The 17,954-nt window shown below is 29.2% G+C and carries 19 protein-coding genes; 5 read left to right on the top strand and 14 right to left on the bottom strand.

What is annotated here, in order from left to right:
• Window positions 1–2: 2 nt before the first annotated feature.
• The 4 genes from EYW44_RS16590 to kdsA are packed head-to-tail and all read right to left on the bottom strand — an operon-like array spanning window position 3 to window position 3,342.
• Window positions 3–1,412, bottom strand: a complete 1,410-nt coding sequence (locus tag EYW44_RS16590) for a GspE/PulE family protein (RefSeq protein WP_132725117.1) — start codon at window positions 1,410–1,412, stop codon at window positions 3–5.
• Entirely contained in the window at window positions 1,413–1,898 is a 486-nt protein-coding gene (locus tag EYW44_RS16585) for a hypothetical protein (RefSeq protein ID WP_132725115.1), read from the bottom strand. It lies immediately after the preceding gene.
• 42 nt (window positions 1,899–1,940) lie between these two features.
• Complete coding sequence (locus EYW44_RS16580; protein ID WP_243643685.1) at window positions 1,941–2,498, bottom strand: hypothetical protein; 558 nt, start codon at window positions 2,496–2,498, stop codon at window positions 1,941–1,943.
• A gap of 25 nt (window positions 2,499–2,523) precedes the next feature.
• Window positions 2,524–3,342 (bottom strand): 3-deoxy-8-phosphooctulonate synthase, encoded by an 819-nt coding sequence (gene kdsA / locus EYW44_RS16575; protein WP_132725113.1) that lies wholly within the window; start codon window positions 3,340–3,342, stop codon window positions 2,524–2,526.
• 70 nt (window positions 3,343–3,412) lie between these two features.
• Between kdsA and EYW44_RS16570 the strand changes: the two genes are divergently transcribed.
• The 3 genes from EYW44_RS16570 (at window position 3,413) to EYW44_RS16560 (ending at window position 6,783) form a co-directional block, all read left to right on the top strand.
• Window positions 3,413–4,390 carry a M28 family peptidase gene (locus EYW44_RS16570; protein ID WP_132725111.1) on the top strand — a complete coding sequence of 326 codons (978 nt, stop codon included), beginning with the start codon at window positions 3,413–3,415 and terminating at the stop codon, window positions 4,388–4,390.
• 261 nt (window positions 4,391–4,651) lie between these two features.
• Window positions 4,652–6,151: a S8 family peptidase gene (locus tag EYW44_RS16565; RefSeq protein ID WP_132725109.1), complete on the top strand. Its 1,500-nt coding sequence runs from the start codon at window positions 4,652–4,654 to the stop codon at window positions 6,149–6,151.
• A 233-nt stretch (window positions 6,152–6,384) separates the two neighbouring features.
• Window positions 6,385–6,783 (top strand): hypothetical protein, encoded by a 399-nt coding sequence (locus EYW44_RS16560; RefSeq protein ID WP_132725107.1) that lies wholly within the window; start codon window positions 6,385–6,387, stop codon window positions 6,781–6,783.
• A 59-nt stretch (window positions 6,784–6,842) separates the two neighbouring features.
• Here EYW44_RS16560 and EYW44_RS16555 read toward each other — a convergent pair whose 3' ends face one another.
• From EYW44_RS16555 to EYW44_RS16515, 9 genes are all read right to left on the bottom strand, one after another.
• A complete protein-coding gene (locus EYW44_RS16555; RefSeq protein ID WP_132725105.1) occupies window positions 6,843–7,679 on the bottom strand; it encodes a M57 family metalloprotease in 837 nt (278 codons plus the stop codon).
• A gap of 599 nt (window positions 7,680–8,278) precedes the next feature.
• Window positions 8,279–9,136: a M57 family metalloprotease gene (locus EYW44_RS16550; protein WP_207893807.1), complete on the bottom strand. Its 858-nt coding sequence runs from the start codon at window positions 9,134–9,136 to the stop codon at window positions 8,279–8,281.
• A 1,242-nt stretch (window positions 9,137–10,378) separates the two neighbouring features.
• Entirely contained in the window at window positions 10,379–10,651 is a 273-nt protein-coding gene (locus tag EYW44_RS16545; protein WP_132725103.1) for a hypothetical protein, read from the bottom strand.
• Between the two features lie 2 nt (window positions 10,652–10,653).
• On the bottom strand, window positions 10,654–10,929 hold the full coding sequence (locus EYW44_RS16540) for an ATP-dependent Clp protease adaptor ClpS (protein ID WP_132725101.1): 276 nt from the start codon (window positions 10,927–10,929) through the stop codon (window positions 10,654–10,656).
• A 6-nt stretch (window positions 10,930–10,935) separates the two neighbouring features.
• The gene (gene prmA / locus EYW44_RS16535) at window positions 10,936–11,769 is read right to left on the bottom strand and encodes a 50S ribosomal protein L11 methyltransferase (RefSeq protein ID WP_132725099.1); all 834 of its coding nucleotides are present in this window, start codon (window positions 11,767–11,769) and stop codon (window positions 10,936–10,938) included.
• On the bottom strand, window positions 11,770–12,528 hold the full coding sequence (gene tpiA, locus EYW44_RS16530) for a triose-phosphate isomerase (RefSeq protein WP_132725097.1): 759 nt from the start codon (window positions 12,526–12,528) through the stop codon (window positions 11,770–11,772).
• Window positions 12,529–12,732: 204 nt separating this feature from the next.
• Window positions 12,733–13,230 (bottom strand): TlpA family protein disulfide reductase, encoded by a 498-nt coding sequence (locus EYW44_RS16525; RefSeq protein WP_132725095.1) that lies wholly within the window; start codon window positions 13,228–13,230, stop codon window positions 12,733–12,735.
• The gene (locus EYW44_RS16520) at window positions 13,231–13,704 is read right to left on the bottom strand and encodes a TlpA family protein disulfide reductase (RefSeq protein WP_132725093.1); all 474 of its coding nucleotides are present in this window, start codon (window positions 13,702–13,704) and stop codon (window positions 13,231–13,233) included.
• A gap of 1 nt (window position 13,705) precedes the next feature.
• Entirely contained in the window at window positions 13,706–14,782 is a 1,077-nt protein-coding gene (locus EYW44_RS16515) for an ABC transporter permease (RefSeq protein WP_132725091.1), read from the bottom strand.
• An 85-nt stretch (window positions 14,783–14,867) separates the two neighbouring features.
• On the opposite strand from EYW44_RS16515, the gene pyrF reads away from it, so the two are divergent.
• Both pyrF and EYW44_RS22310 read left to right on the top strand, forming a co-directional pair.
• Window positions 14,868–15,698, top strand: a complete 831-nt coding sequence (gene pyrF, locus EYW44_RS16510; RefSeq protein ID WP_132725089.1) for an orotidine-5'-phosphate decarboxylase — start codon at window positions 14,868–14,870, stop codon at window positions 15,696–15,698.
• Window positions 15,699–15,834: 136 nt separating this feature from the next.
• Window positions 15,835–15,975: a hypothetical protein gene (locus tag EYW44_RS22310; RefSeq protein ID WP_165872253.1), complete on the top strand. Its 141-nt coding sequence runs from the start codon at window positions 15,835–15,837 to the stop codon at window positions 15,973–15,975.
• A 518-nt stretch (window positions 15,976–16,493) separates the two neighbouring features.
• Here EYW44_RS22310 and EYW44_RS16505 read toward each other — a convergent pair.
• Complete coding sequence (locus tag EYW44_RS16505) at window positions 16,494–17,945, bottom strand: RagB/SusD family nutrient uptake outer membrane protein (protein WP_132725087.1); 1,452 nt, start codon at window positions 17,943–17,945, stop codon at window positions 16,494–16,496.
• Between the last annotated feature and the right edge of the window lie 9 nt (window positions 17,946–17,954).

Here is a 17,954-nt window from a genome sequence, read left to right as displayed (position 1 = left end):
TGTTACGATATTAATAAAGGATAAATTTCTTCAATAGATGTAGTACCATCAGCTACCAATGAAATAGCATTATCTTTTAATGTTGCTATTTTATTTTCTCTTAAATACATTGATACATCTGATTCTTTTTCTTCAATACACTTCACCAATTCTTTAGTTATAGGAATGATTTCATAAATTGCTTTTCTTCCTTTATAACCTGTATGATAACAATCTCCACAGCCAACTGCTTTATAATGAGTTTTTCCTAACATATCTTTGTATTCTGTTGGTAAATCCTCATCATTGATTGAAACCTCTTGCTTACATGAATTACATAATTTTCTAACTAAACGCTGAGCCACACTAACATTTAGTGTACTAGCTATTAAAAAAGGAGGTACTCCCATATCAATTAGCCTCGACACAGTAGCCCAAGCTGAATTTGTATGAATTGTTGATAATACCAAATGCCCTGTTAACGAGGCTCTAATTGCCATGTTTGCAGTATCTACATCACGTATCTCTCCAACCATTATAATATCAGGATCTTGACGTAAAAATGTTCTTAATGTACTTGCAAAATTTAAACCTATACTTTCTTTTAATTGAACTTGATTAATTCCTTCTAAAGTATATTCAACAGGATCTTCAATTGTTAAAATATTCGTATCATCAGTATTTAATAATTTTAGCGTAGCATACAACGTTGTTGTTTTACCAGAACCTGTAGGACCCGAAATTAAAACAATTCCGTTTGGCTTTTTCACTGCCGATTTATAGGTTCGTAATTCTTCTTCTGTAAAACCTAAATTTTCTAACTGAATATTCACACTATTTTTAGATAAAATACGAAGTACTAATTTTTCACCATGTAATGTTGGTAAAGAAGATACACGAATATCAAAATCGCCATCACTTGTAGCAATATTTATACGTCCATCTTGTGGTAATCTTTTTTCAGAAATATCTAAACCAGCCATGATTTTTATTCGGTTGACTATTTTTGGATATTCTGAATGATTGATAGTGTAGCGCTCTAAAAGCTTTCCATCTATTCTAAAACGTACTTTATTCTTTTTTTCAAAAGTTTCAAAATGTATATCACTACTTCCAATATTTTTGGCTTCGTGAATCATACTTAATAAAAAATCTTCTGAATATTGTAACGCTGCTCTTGTTAGTTTTTTATCTTTCTTTCGATAATTTTTTCTCAACAAAAAGTCTACTACTTCTTGTGATTCTTTTTCTAAAACAATTTCTTTATTCAGTACTATTTGTAACTCTAGTGCTAAATTTTCTATATCATCAGAATCTGTAAGAAATTTTAATACTGGAGTATTTTCTATCGGAACAATTCTATAACTGTAAGCTTGTTCTGAAGTTATGTTTTGGATAACTTCTGATGATAATTCTAAGTCTTCTTTTTTCAATTAAATAGCGTATAAATTAATAACATCAAATAACTTGTTAATTAACAAAACGATAGCAACAAATAAAGATTGCAATCCTGCTAAAGGAACTGTTTTGTCTTTTAATCCTGATTTTAAAATCAGGAACAAAATTAAGGAAAAAATTAAAGAGGTTGAAAATAAGGTTAAAAATGTGATTATTGGGAAACTACAAGCTAAAAAAATAAAGAAAAAAGCATCTCCTAAACCTATGGTTTCTGATAATTTCATTTTCATTTTAAACTTTGCATATACATACAGTGTTAAAAACACCGCTAAAATGACCAATAAATTCACTTTAATACTCACTAGTAAAAGAGTAATATTAGCATTTAAAGCAAACAAACCTAATCCTAATAAAATTGCAGAAACAAAAAGTAAAACTACAACTTGTCGTTCTTTAAAATCTTGATAAGTAATAACACTTAAATTGATTAATAATAAAATGAATACAATAATTATTTCCATAAGTTTTATTGAAATAATATAAGTAGAGAATCTCTATTTAATTTAAGATTCTGACAAATATCTGATACACGCTTCTCTAGCTGACCAAACTTCTTCAAAAGTTTTAGTTATCCTTTCTTCTTTTACCCAATTCTTTATAAACTTTTTGTGAAAGTCTACTTTATAAGCAGCTACCTGACTTGGTAAAATTATTTCTTCGTACAAAATAGCATCTTTCAAATTAAAAAAAGAAGCTGTTTCCGAAGTTACATCTACTCTTTCAGCATTAATTTTCAAATAACAATGAGCCTCTGGAATATAAGGTAACCCGAAGTTTTCTTCAGTGTGTAAAATATTCGTATTTGCAGAAGTCATTTTATAAACTCCTAATACTAATTGAATATTATCAATAGCGTTTTCTCTAGCTACTTCGCATAAAAAAGCATGCTTTGAACTACAACTACCTTTTCCTTCTTTTATTACTAAAGATAAATCTTCCCTATTTTCATTCCTTCCGTAAGGTAAATTCTTAACATGAGATACCAATGAAATCCAATCTTGAATACCTTTAGAAATAACAAGCTCCGATAATGGTAATAATGTTGTTATATTAAAATTCAAACTAATCTAATTTCTTACTAAGCAATTATAAAGAGTTGATTGTTTTTCTGATGGCAACCAAATTAGTAAGTAACTTTTCTAAATAATCAATGTGTAACATATTAGCTCCGTCTGATTTTGCATTTGCAGGATCAAAGTGAGTTTCCATAAACAATCCATCTACGTTGTTTACTACACCAGCTCTTGCAATAGTTTCAATCATATCTGGTCTTCCTCCTGTTACTCCTGAACTTTGATTTGGTTGTTGTAACGAATGAGTAACATCTAATACTGTTGGAGCATATTGTTGCATAGTAGGAATCCCTCTAAAATCAACTAACATGTCTTGATAACCAAACATAGTACCTCTTTCAGTTATCCAAGCTTTATCATTTCCTGAATCTTTTACCTTTTTAACAGCATGTTGCATAGCTTCCGGACTCATAAATTGTCCTTTTTTAAGATTTACGACTTTCCCTGTTTTAGCTGCAGCAACTACTAAATCAGTTTGACGTACTAAAAATGCTGGAATTTGTAAAACGTCAACATAATTAGCAGCTTTTTCAGCATTAGAAACCTCATGAATATCTGTAACCGTAGGTACTTCAAAAGTTTCAGAAACCTTCTTTAATATTTTTAAGGCTTTTTCATCACCTATACCTGTAAAACTATCAATTCTACTTCTATTCGCTTTTTTAAAACTTCCTTTAAACACATAAGGAATTTCTAGTTTATTAGTAATTTCAACTACTTTTTCAGCTATTCTTAACGCCATATCTTCTCCTTCAATGGCACAAGGTCCTGCTAATAAGAAAAAATTATTCGAATCGGTATGCTTTATATTTGGTATTAATGATAAGTTCATTTCAGTTGTATTTTGGGGCAAAATTACGAAATTTAATTAGCTATCTTTAAATTTTAAAAATGATCATACCATGAAAAAAACACTCATCTGTTTTACGTTACTTATTATTTGTAGTTGTCATAAAAAAGCAAACAAAAAAAACGAAAAGATATATGCTCAGGTCGCTCAAGAAAAACAACCTACTAAAATAGATAGCACCTTAATTAAAAAACATTTAAACATACTTGCTTCTGATGAAATGGAAGGTAGAAAACCTGGAACTCCAGGAATGGAAAAAACTACTAAATATATTGAACAACAATACAAACGTTTAGGTTTAACTTTTTTTGATACTTTAAGTTCTTACAGACAAAAATTTAGCTACACAGGTATTCAAATGAGCAATATAATTGGAGTATTAGAAGGTAAAAGTAAAAAAGATGAATTTGTAATTATATCTGCTCATCATGATCATTTAGGTATGAAAAAAAGTGGTTCAGGAGATCGTATTTATAATGGTGCAAATGACGATGCTTCTGGTGTTGTTGGAGTTTTGGCTTTAGCTGAATATTATGCAAAGAATAAAAACAATGAGCGTAGTTTAATTTTTGCTTGTTTTACTGCTGAAGAAATGGGACTTATTGGATCTAAGCATTTTGGAAAAAATATTAATCCCGAAAAGTTTGTAGCTGGTATCAATTTAGAACTCATAGGTAAAGAGCCAAAAACTGGTCCAAAAACTGCATGGTTAACTGGTTTTCATAGATCAAATTTTGGAAAAATAATTCAAAATAATTTAATAGGTACTGGATACAAATTATTCCCTGATCCTTATCCTAAATATAATCTATTTTTTAGATCTGATAATGCTTCATTAGCTAAATTAGGAGTACCTTCTCATACATTTTGTACCACTCCCATCGATACTGACCCCGACTACCATAAAGTTACTGACGAAACATCTACTTTAAAAATTGATGTTCTAACCGAAACCATACAAGCCATAACAGTTGGAACTAGTAGTATTATTGATGGAAAAGACACCCCCACAAGGATAACACTAGAATAACAATAAATTATTGTTTTTATCATTTAATCAAAAACGCTAACACATAAAAAAGCATCCTTAATTTAAAGGATGCTTTTTTTACAAATCCACACCAAACAGATGCTAAAACACCAAAAAAAGCTATTTTTTAATCAAAAAACACACAAAAACACCTAGTTTTTACCATATCATCAAAAAAACACTTTCAAAAAAATGAATTTTAACATTTTTTATGATTTTTTTTATATATTCGCTACACAAATAAAAAAAACCCTTCAAAAAATGAAAAAATTACTACTCAGCATGGCAGCGCTTGCTGTTATTGTATCGTGTTCAAATAATGATGAAACTATTCAACCAGATGTTCAATCTGAAGAGCAACAATCCGAAATTTTGTCAAAGAGTCAAATTGATGATATTATTCAAAAATCATTAGAAGATACAGGAGATTTTTATTGGAAAGACACAAATGCTCATACCATCTGGAGTGCAGTTCAACATGAAGGTGGTATATTAACTATTGGATATGGTACAAGTGAAGATCAATATCAAAGAAGTAGTGAATCTGAACCTATAAAAGATAATTTAATACAATTAGTGCGTAGTTTAGAAAATTACAAAAGTACTAATAAAGGTAATGATGAGTTGTATGTAGATGAAAATATTAATGTTATTGATATTAAAGTTGAAAATAAAGCAACTATTGAAACATTATTAAAAGATACGAGAGTTAGATATTTAGAGCCAGCTTCTTATACACTGCAAGCAACTAACAATAATGCACAAGCAAAAATTTTAAGTGGATCTGGATGTGGATATAGATCTGAAACTCTTCAATCTGCTGACTATAGAACAGTATCTCCTGGAGCGAGAGTACCTTGGAATTTTGATGTACATAACATTCCTTCTGCATGGAACTACAGTACTGGTAGAGGAGTTACTGTAGCTGTTATAGATTCAGGACTTTCTCCAGAGCAAAGTTTAATGAATCAAAATTTTAATGATGGTGATTCGTCTGGAAGAACTGTTCAAAAATATGGAACTTATGTTGATTCTTTTTGGCCATGGTCTAATAACTATGATGGTGTAAATGATAAATGTGCTCATGGTACTAGTATGGCTTCTGCTGCAACTGCACCTAGAAACAATAACAATCAACCAGTTGGAGTTGCTTACAATGCTAACTTAGTTTCTTACAGAGCTGTTGCTGATGTTTTAATTGATGATTATCATGAAAAAAGAGGTGTTGCTGAAGCTTTAACTGCTTTAGGTAATAGAAGTGATGTAAAAGTAATATCTATGTCATTAGGTTCTCCTTTCGGTATTTCAAGAGTAAGAGATGCTATTAGATATGCTTACAGTAGAGGAAAAATGATTATTGCTGCGGGTGGTACTTCTACTTCTTTTACAACTTGGTATGGTGTAATTTTCCCAGCTAACATGAACGAAACTGTTGCTGTTACTGGATTAAAAGAAGGTAGATATGTGAGATGTAGCAACTGTCATTCTGGATCTAAAATTGACTTTACAATTGAAATGGAAAGAAATTCAGGAAAACTTGTACCTGTATTAAGTTACTATAATAATGCTGCTAGATATGTTGGTGGTTCTTCTGTAGCAACTGCTACTACTGCTGGTATTGCTGCTTTAGTATGGTCTAAAAACCCTACTTGGAATCGTGAGCAAGTTTTAAACAAAATGAAAAGTGCTGGTGAATTCTACCCAAATAGAAATTCTCAATTTGGATATGGTAATATTGACGCTTTAAAAGCTGTTAGATAAAATTTACCTTTCTAATAAATCATATTTTAAAAAGAATGTTTTCTGTTGAAAGCATTCTTTTTTTATTACTTACTATCTATTCAAAGCTATCAGTTACATTTTTAAACTGTTATTGATATTATTTTGGCACGAATTTAGATTATCTATATCTAGATAAATTAATTAAATTCAATATTTACAAGTTCTATTTATTCTTTTGTAAATTGCGAACCTAAATTGAATACCCGAAATACATGAAAAAAATTACGCTAATTATTTCTTTTATATTATTCACAATAAGCATTTCTGCTCAAAATAGAGATGGATCTATCTTTTATTCTGATGTTGAAAGAACTGAAACTGAGTATAAAATTAATGTTGATCTTTATGAAGTTGGAAAAGTTAACTTCATAAAAGTAGAACTTGTTGATGAAGACAAAAATGAACTTGCATCTGAAATAGCTGAGTTAAAATTAAAGAGTGATGGGAAGTATTATCTGAATTTTAAAGATACTGAAACGAGAGTTTACCCTGAAAATATCAATTTAACACTCATAAATGAATACAACACTATTAAATATCCACAGATTAATATAAAGTTAATGGATAAACTTTTACGAGTTATCGATTATTCTCAAACTGTGTTTTATTAAAAATAAAAATCCCGAGCAATTGCTCGGGATTTCTTTTGTACTAAAAATTAGTTGTATTCTTAGTATAAATAGTTTAATGCAGTAATATCATTGTTATTAAACTCTCCATCTTCGTTGTTACTAAAACAAGCAAGCATTATAGATGTTGGGTCATAACCTGATGGAGTACCTGGAATAGGATTTGCACCTACACCAGCAGTACCTTCATTCACGTTTTGTCCACAACTCTGTCTAGAGAAATAATCTGTGTGACGGAAACCAACAGAGTGACCGATCTCATGAGTAATTACGTGCTCAATTACATTTGTATTATAGTTTCTTAAACCATAAATTTGAACAAACTTAAATGGTGCCCCACCTGAAGGGAAACCAGCAGAACCACCTGCTCCATTTTGATTAGGATTGTGGTATACAACCATATCTTTCGGCTCATAATCTGTACCAAAAGTTAAGTTAAAACGAATAGATAAATTTAATCTATTGTAATTGTTAACTGCCCACTGTAAAGCTGTTTGCTCATTACTTGCTAAGCCAAAACCACCACCGCCAGTGAAACCAATAATATCAATAACGGTGTTTTGCGCTACTAAATTATTAGTGTGGTAATTTCTTCCAGTTAAACCTTGTAAGTTAGGTAAACTTGCTGCTTGATCTTCTGGCATGTGAATATCTCCTTCCATTTGGATCATGGGAGTAGTTGATCCGTTAGGTAGTACAAAATTCACTTTTTTTACATCACTAGTATTAACATCAAAATTAGCTAATCTAGAAATGATTTCCGGAGCTACATCACTAACTACTGCTGTTTCTAATTGTTCGTCTTTTTCAGATTGACAAGCAAAAAAACTAGCACCAACTAATAATAATGCAACTTTGAAGGGTTTCATTTTTTTCATTTTTAAATTGTTTTTAATGGTTTTAAAATAATTTAACGCCAAATTAACCAAAATATTACTATTATTTTAACATTTAATAGCATTTATCACTAATTACACTTATTTGTTAAAATAACAACATATGAAAGTTAAAAAAAACATATTAACCTATTAAATAACAGAGATTTTTAAAAAGGATAAACAAAATAGAAAAACAAAAAGGTCTCATAAAAATGAAACCTCTTTTTGTTTAACAAAATTTATATAGACATGCTATATTAAGAATAAAAACTACTCAAAAAAGTAGTGTACTGATGTAAATGATTAGCATTTATAACTGTATTTAATTTAAAAAGAAACCCCGAAATAATTCGGGGTTCCTTTATCTAACCAAACTTAGTATAAAAACTAACTACTACTATTTTTAAAACTACTTAACTTATATATGTGATATATTAAAACTTAAACGGGGATTATTGTACAGTTTAAAATATATTTCAATAACTATTTATAAGAACTCCACTCTATAAGACACCACTTTTTTTAATAAGTCACTTATTAGCATAAAAAATCCTAAGTAATTTAATACTCAGGACTTTTTAATATAAATCTATATTAGATTAGTATAAATAATTTAATGCAGTTATATCATTGCTGTTAAACTCTCCTTCAGTACCTGTACTAAAACACGCAACCATAATTGAAGTTGGGTCATATCCAGCGGGAGTACCTGGAATTGGATTAGCACCTATACCTGCAGTACCTTCATTTACATTCTCTCCACAACTTTGTCTAGAGAAATAATCTGTATGACGGAAACCTACTGAATGTCCGATTTCATGAGTAATTACATGCTCATTAACATTAGTACTAAACTGCTCTAAGTTATAAATTTGAACGAACTTAAATGGAGCTCCTCCTGAAGGAAATCCAGCTGAACCACCTACTCCTTCATTACCATTTTCATCTACTGGTGGATTAGGATTATCGTAAACTACCATATCTAATGGATCGAAGTTTGTTCCAAACGTAAGATTAAAACTAATAGTTAAGTTTAATCTATTATAATTTGCAACAGCCCAACGTAAAGCTGTTTGTGCTTTACTTGAAAGACCAAAACCATCATTGCCAGTATAACCAATAATATCAATTACTGTATTTTGAGAAACTAAATTATTAGTATGATAATTTCTAGCATTTAATCCTTGTAAATTAGGAAGCCCTAAAGCTTGCTCTTCTGTCATATGAAGATCTCCTTCCATTTGAAGCATTGGTATTGTTTTACCTCCTGGTATTACAAAATCTACCTTCTTAACGTTACTAGTACTAATATCATAATTAGCTAACTTAGAAATTATTTCAGGAGATACTTCACTTACAGTAGAAATTTCAGCTTGTTCATTTTTTTCCGACTCACAAGCAAAAAAACTTGCTCCTAATAGTAATAAAGCAATTCTAGTGAATTTGATTTTTTTCATTTTTAAATTGTTTTTTAAAGGTTTTTAATTCGAATCGAAATATACACGCATTTTCAATAAAACTTTAACAAAACCACTAAATTAAACGTAACAAAAAGTGACAATTGGTAATAATCGGTAACAAAAATCAAACAAAAAACTATGAACCAACACTTTAAAAAAACAGAATAATTAACAATAAGAAAACGTTTTGATAAACTAAAAAAACTTAATTATAAACATATGGTAAGAAAAAGTCTCTAAAGAAAAGCATCTTCTAAAACGAATCTTTAAGAAGCTTTTCTTAAATTTTAAAAAATAATCTAATCAATCCCTTTTAATTTACTTTTGATACAAAAATCGTTTCGTTTTTTTTCATAAAAAAAACCATAAACTTACGTTTACGGTCTTTTTTGTCTAACCAAACTTAGTATAAAAACTAACTACTACTATTTTTAAAACTATTTAACTTTCTATTGCTTATCAATAAGAAGTTCCTAGCTATGTTTATTATCTTATTTATATGTCTACTATATGTTAGACACTCTTATTTGTATAAAGTCACTGTTAGATTTACTTTTTAAAATAAAAAAGACTGTAAACTCTCGCTGACAGCCTTTTTATCTAACCAAACTTAGTATAAAAACTAACTACTACTATTTTTAAAACTATTTAACTTTTTATTGCTTATCAATAAGAAGTTCCTAGCTATGTTTATTATCTTATTTACATGTCTACTATATGTTAGACACTCTTATTTGTATAAAGTCACTGCTTGATTTATTATTTAAAATAAAAAAAGACTGTAAACTCTCGCTAACAGCCTTTTTATCTAACCAAACTTAGTATAAAAACTAACTACTACTATTTTTAAAACTACTTAACTTTTTATTTTATACTTTATTATAAATAGGGAATTATTTTTTTTATAACATCAATAATCTTTTTAATGTTAGAAATATCATTTAACCAATATTCCTCAATACTTATGACCCAACTATTTTAAATAAGTCACTTAAAAAAGAAAAAAACTGTAAGCAACTTAGAACTTACAGTTTTTAACTAACCAAACTTTGTATATACTAACTACTACTATTTTACTTTTTAATGACTATAAATAAAAGGGGATTATTTATTTTATATTTTCAATGAACTTTAATATTCAAACAACTTAATCATATTGTTTCGTTGTTACATTAATTAAGACACATTATTTTTTAATAAGTCACCTAAAAACAAAAAAATCTCAAAATAATTGAGATTTTAATATAAATATTTTCTTAATACTACTCTATGTTCTGAAAGAGATTTGTCGTAGTTTTTAACGAGAAGCTCCAGTATTTCTGGAGGTTTTAAGCCTATATCTTCTTTTTTTTGAAACTTAGAAACATATAAATTATATGTTTCATTTTTATTTTCAAAAATTAAAAAATGTTGCTCATTTAATTCTGTATAAGCAATTTTTTCTCCTAAAAAAGTTTTCGATTTATCTTCAAAAAAATCTGAAAACTCATAATACTTTAAAACATTTTCCAATCTTACACTATTTCAGCAGATAAACCCAACTCAAGTAATCGAGTACACTTTGATTCTAATTCTTTATACTCTCCTGTTTTTACAGCACATTTTCCTTTGTAATGAACTAATATAGTGCATTGTTCAGCCTGCTCTAATGTATGATCACAAACTGATATTAAACTATCAATTACAAAATCAAATGTATTAACATCATCGTTATATAAAATAATCTCATGTTGCCTTGTCTCTTGTACCAAGACATCTAACTCTTCTTGAATTTTCTCTATCGTACTCATCTTCATTTATTTAATATACTTTAAAGCGACCCAATTATTTCTATTAATGGTCTTATCTAATGTTAGCTTATGAAGATTCATTTCCTTATCTATCAACGGAATATCTTCTACATAAAAACCGCTTAAAAGTACAATTCCTTTTTCATTTAAACAACTTACATATTTTTTTATATCATTTAATAAGATGTTTCTATTGATATTAGCTATGATAAGATCATATTTTTGATCTTTTAACAAAGATGCATCACCTTCATAGACAGAAATATTCTTACAATTATTTCTTTCTACGTTTTCTAATGAATTCAAATAACACCAATTATCAATATCAATAGCATCAATAGGTTTAGCACCAGTCATTTCAGCTAAAATTGCTAAAATACCTGTCCCACACCCCATGTCTAGTACTTTTTTTTCAGAAAGATCTAGATTTAAAATATGCTGTACCATCATGTGAGTAGTCTCATGATGCCCTGTACCAAAACTCATTTTTGGTTCAATTACAATATCATATTTCAAATTAGGGTTCTCATGAAATGGCGCTCTAATACTAACTAAACCATCTACTTCAATAGGATTAAAATTCTTCTCCCATTCTTCATTCCAATTGGTTTGCTCAACTTCTTTATATTCATATGTTACCTCAAATTCATCAGAAGATAACACATAAATATCACTTAAAATATCCTGAGACCAATCTTGCTTTTGTATGTAAGCCACTACTCCAGTTTCGTTTTCTACAAAACTTTCAAAACCAACAACACCTAATTCTGCTATTAGAATTTCTGTTGCTGGCTCTTTTGGTGTAACTTTAAAATTATATTCTATATATATACTATCCAATTATATTGCTTTTACTATTTCCGAAAAATCTACAGCTTTTAAAGAAGCTCCTCCAATCAATCCTCCATCAACATCTGGTTTCGAAAAAATATCTTTTGCATTATTAGGTTTTACACTACCTCCGTACAAAATAGACACATTATTTGCTACACTGTCAGTATATTTTTCTGATAATGTTTTTCTTATAAATGCATGCATTTCTTGTGCTTGATCGGCTGAAGCTGTTTTTCCAGTACCTATTGCCCAAACTGGCTCATATGCTAAAATAATTTTTCCATACGCTTCTGGAGCTAAACCAAATAAAGCTTCAGTTAATTGTTTTTTTACAACATTAAAGTGATTCTCTCCTTCTCTGTCTTCTAACTGTTCTCCAAAACAAAAAATCACTTCAAATCCTTCTTCAATTGCAGTAGCTACTTTTTCAGCTAAACTTTGATCTGTTTCATTAAAATATGTTCTTCTTTCAGAATGTCCTAGAATAACTGTTTCAATTCCGATTGACGATAACATTTCTGCAGATACTTCACCTGTGTAAGCTCCATTTTTAGATTGGTGCATATTTTGAGCAGATACTTCTATTACACTTTCTTCTGTTGCAACAACAGCTTGTTGTAAATTAACAAAAGATGGAGCTATTATTACCCTTGTATCTTCAAGTGTTGTTTCTTTTAATTCAGTTTTTAAACCGTCAATAAGTGTGTTTGTTTGTGTAATGGTATTGTTCATTTTCCAATTACCTGCTACAATTTTTTTTCTCATTGTTTATTAGATAAAATACTTCAAATTTTGAAGATGGTGATTAATTTATTTGACTTTAATACTAATTTGAATTAACCATACTAGTAATGTTCTCACAAAACTACTTTTTTAAAAATGAAGTTAAAAAATAATAGTACAATTTTTTTACGAAAACGTAATATTAGAAGCTTTTGAATTTTAACGCTTTACCTGAATTGCTTTTATTTATTTAGCTTTGGTGTTACTTAACACCTCAATTATTCGGCTATCATTGGCTTTAACGGTATTGAAAACCAAAATTTCACCCTTTTCGTCAACGACTAAATATCTAGGTATCCAAGATAAATCTAAAAAAGTTCCGAAAACTCCATCCCAACCAGATGGCAATAAATAATGTTCTCCTTTTACGTTATATTTTAATATCCCTGATTTTAAATCTTCTAATGAATTATCAATCGACAAAAACAAAAAGATAACATCTTTATATTCTTGATGCATTTTAACAATTGTTGGCATTCCTTTGATACAATCAGCACACCAAGAAGCCCAAACATCTATTAAAATTTTCTTCCCTTTATATTTTTCTAAAATCTCTTGAAACTTTATTGATTCATTATTGAGTGAAATAAAATTTTCATTAAGTGCTTCTTTTGAAAACTGTGTTTCATTTTTACCAGCACAGCTTATCAACAAACAGACTAAAAATATTTGCAAGTATTTCATTTATTGTAGTTTTTCACTGACTTTAGCAGTTTTAAATACTTTTATATTTCCTTCTGCATCAATATTTAAAAACCTAGGAATTGATTTTAACTTTAAAAATTTCCCTAAAGAACCTTCTCCTTTTTTAGGTATATAATAAAACTGCCCTTTCGGTTTTATTGATTTTAATCCATTTTTCCAATCATGATAACTATGATCTACAGAAAGAAAAATGTATTCTTTATCTGTAAATTTTTGTTGAAATGCCACAACATCATCAAAACTATCTTGACTTACGGGACAATAAGTTGCAAAAACCTGAACAAAAAGTTCTTTTCCTTTATTTTTTTCAAGAATCTGACGAAAACTAATAGAGTCTCTATCAACAGTTACTAATTTTTCATCCATTGCTATATCTGTAAAATTTTTAGGTTGAAAAACTGCACAACTCATCAATAAAAAAGTACAGAAAGTGAATATTATAAAATGCTTCATGTTAATTTAGTTTAATACGGGGATCTAACCAACTGTAAATTACATCTACTAAAATATTAATAATAATAAACAAAGTAGCAATTACTAAGACACTTCCCATAATTACAGGTAAATCTAATGTATTCAAAGCATTTACTATTTCTTTACCTAATCCGTTCCAATTAAAAATATACTCTATAAAAACTGCTCCAGCTAACATAGATGCAAACCAACCAGATATAGCCGTTATAACAGGATTTAAAGAGTTTTTTAATGCATGATTTTTGATTATTTTAAAAGTAGGTAATCCTTTTGCTTTTGCTGTTGTAATATAATCTTGATTTAAAGTTTCTAATAACGAATTTCGCATTAATTGAACCACTACTGCTAATGGTCGTATTCCTAAAACTATTGATGGTAAAATCAAATTTTTCCATTTAATAGTTACCGTTTCTCCAAAATCATCTACTTCATACAAACTCCCTGTCATTTCTAAACCTGTAAATTCATGAAATACAAAACCAAATAACCAAGCTGCTAAAATAGCAGAGAAAAAAGACGGTACACTCATACCTAAAGTACTTATTACAGATATAAACCTATCAAAAAATGTATCTTTATACAAGGCTGAGAAAACTCCTAAAATAATTCCTAATATCAAAGCTAATAGGATTGACATTATAGCCAAGACAGCTGTGTTAGGTAATGTTTCACCAATAACACTGCTCACACTTTTTCCGTTTTTTTGAAAAGATTCTCTTAAATAAGGAAGTTTAAATACTATTTGTATAGAACTAATTTTAACTAATTTGACAAATGAATATTTTTTATTCTGTAAAGCTGTATAATCATCATCATTTGTACTATGAAAAGACAATGGAGATAAATCATTTAAATAATATAAATATTGAGTAGTAATTGGTTTATCAAAACCATATTTTTTTCTGATATTCTTTAACTGCTCACCATCTTCTCTTTGTCCCATAAGCATTCTTGCAGGATCTCCTGGAAGAATATTGAATAAAAAAAAGATAATCGTAACTACTCCAAACAGCGTTAAAAAACCATACCCTATTTTACCAAGTAAAAACTTCATCATTACATTAACTCTTTTAAGTTTTTCATACTAGATATTGATTTTAAGCAAATATAATATTTACTTTTGCACAACTATAACATTTACAATGACAACACAACAATTAGTAGCTGAAATTAAGAAAAAGAAATCGTTTTTATGTATTGGATTAGATGTAGATTTACAAAAAATTCCTTCTCATTTATTAAAGGAAGAAGATCCTATCTTTGCGTTTAACAAAGCAATCATTGATGCAACTCATCATTTATGTGTTGCTTATAAACCAAACACGGCTTTTTATGAAGCTTATGGAATAAAAGGCTGGCAAGCTTTAGAAAAAACAATCAATTACATTAATGAAAAACACCCTGAAATTTTCACTATTGCTGATGCTAAACGTGGAGATATAGGGAATACTTCTACAATGTATGCAAAAGCTTTTTTTGAAGATTTATCTTTTGACTCTGTAACGGTAGCACCATATATGGGGAAAGATTCTGTTGAACCTTTTTTAGCTTTTGAAAATAAACACACCATTTTATTAGCTTTAACTTCTAACCAAGGAGCCTTTGATTTTCAAACTCAAAAAATAAATGACAAAGAGGTATATAAACAAGTTCTTGAGACTTCAATTACATGGAAAAATTCACAAAATCTTATGTATGTAGTTGGAGCTACCAAAGCTGAATTCTTAGCTGATATCAGAAAAATTACTCCAAATAGTTTTTTATTAGTTCCTGGTGTAGGTGCCCAAGGAGGAAATTTACAAGATGTTTGTAAATATGGTATGAATGATGAAAATATTGGTTTGCTAATTAATTCTTCTCGTGGAATAATTTATGCTAGTAATAATGAAAATTTTGCTGAAGCAGCTGCAAAAAAATCTGAGGAATTACAAAAACAAATGGAAATTATATTAAATGAAAAAAGCCAAGGTTAACAACTCCCTTCACTTATTGATTGATTAATTCAAACAACTATTGAAATACTGAAACTTTTTTAGCTTTAACTTCAAATTGAGAAGTCTGATTTTCAAACCCAATAAATAAATATCAAAGAGGTGTATAAATAAGTTCTTGAGATTTCAATTACTTGGAAAAAACTCGGAAAACTTTATGTATGAGGTTGAAGCTACTAGAGTTGAATTCTTAACTAGTATTAAAAAATTCACCCCAAATAGTTTTTTATTAGTTCCTGATGTAGGTGCTCAAGATTGAAATTAACAAGATGTTTATTAATATTATATGAATAATATTGATACTAATTAATTCTTGTCGCAGAATAATTAATGCTAGCAATAATGAAAATTTTGCTGAAGCAGCTGCAAAAAAACATGAAGAGTTTTAGGTACAAATAGAGAAGTTATATAAATAAAAAAGTCAAGGTTAACAACTCCCTTGACTTATTGATTGATTAATTCAAACAACTATTCAAAATATCTTTGTTAGTTGCTTACTGCTAAATTATAAATAAACTACTCTCGTCTATATTGATTTGATTTGAACTGTTTATTTTTTGAATTGAACAGCAAGCAACTATTAACAAAGATTATACCAAAAAGTAAGATTCTATTTTTATATCCCCTTACTTTTTCCACTTAAGTGTATACAATAGACACATAACTTAAATTCAGCATAATAAAGCCTTATTTATATGTCTCTTAAATAAAAAAACTGCCTGTAAAATTAATTACAGACAGTTAATTTAATAGTTTAACTATTTTTTATTTCGATGATTATGGATTCTGATCAGAATCGTTAATCATTGAATTAGAGTTAAGTTCATCTTGAGGAATTTGAAATCTAAAGAAATCTCCTTCAACTGGAATATCTACAGCTCCAAAACTTCTGTGATTAGTTCCTGCTCCAGTTCTATCTAAAGGCTTTTTAAGTCTCTTTAAATCTAACCATGCAACTCCTTCTCCCCATAGCTCAATTCTTCTCTGTAAGTAAATCTCTTCTACTAAAGCATCTCCTGTATTTGTAGATCTAACATATCCAGGATCTCTGTTACTTACTAAATCAAAAAGAACATCTGTAGCTGTAGCATCTCCTAATCTAGCTTTAGCCTCAGCTTCTACTAAGTACATTTCTGATGCTCTTAAATAAGAGTAATCACCTGCAAAAGATCCAGAAGCATCCATAAATTTAGTATTAGTGTAAGCTGGGTATGGCGAAGTAGTAGAAGTAGGTGAAACCCATGCAGCTTTTCTTAAATCTGTATCAGGAATCATATCATATAATCTAGCTTCAATCATTTTATAACCAGCTCCAAAACCAATACCACCATAACCTCCTAAAGAGCTATCAAAGTGAGAAAAGAAAGAAGCAAAAGTTGTTGTAGTCTGTGCGTCTATATCAGCTCCCCACATCCATTCAACATTACTGATATTATCGAAACCATCTGTAGCATAATCAGCACCAGGCATAAGACTATAAGAACTTCTAGCAGCAGCAGCATTATCAGCAGCACCTTGCCAGTTTCCAGTCTCTAAATATACATTTGCTAAAATTGCTTGAGCAACGCTCTTATCTATTTCCTGCTTAGAAGACCTTGCATAACCATCTAAAAGAGTAACTGCCTGTTCTAAATCAGGTATAATTTGATCATAAACATCTTGAACTGTACCTCTTGGTCTAGCATCTAATAAAGTTCTATCTGGAATTGGTACACCTGGGTCATTTTCATGACCTATATATGTATGTGCATACACTCTTACTAAATTAAAGAAAGACAATGATTTAATAGCTAAAGCTTGACCTAAAATAGCATCTTGTTCAGCACTTCTTCCAGTTTCTGGAAGAGATAAAATAATACTATTCGCATCTGCTATAGCTCTATAATAAGTAGTCCAAATGTTATTTGTTCTACTACTAGTTTGTTGTCTTCCATTATAATTGTATATAAAGATATACCAGTTAAAGTTATTCAATACAACATCTTGTCCTAGTAAATCCATCATAGCCATATACCCTTTTTGACCATAATCAACTTCACCTCCAATATTTGCTCTTGATCTTAAACTTGCATATATACCAAATAAAGCAGCTTTAGCTGCTGAAGGTGAACTAGCAACTTGCTCAGAAGATAAAGAAGCACCACCTGGAGCTGTATCTATGAAATCATCACTACAAGAAACAATAAATATCGAGAGTATGATTATATATAAAAATTTGATTTTTTTCATGATATTTTA

Origin of the sequence: Tenacibaculum sp. M341, assembly GCF_004337695.1 — a bacterium.
Lineage (GTDB): Bacteria > Bacteroidota > Bacteroidia > Flavobacteriales > Flavobacteriaceae > Polaribacter.
The sequence above is the reverse complement of the archived record's forward strand: the minus strand, read 5'-3'. Positions and strand labels throughout refer to the sequence as shown.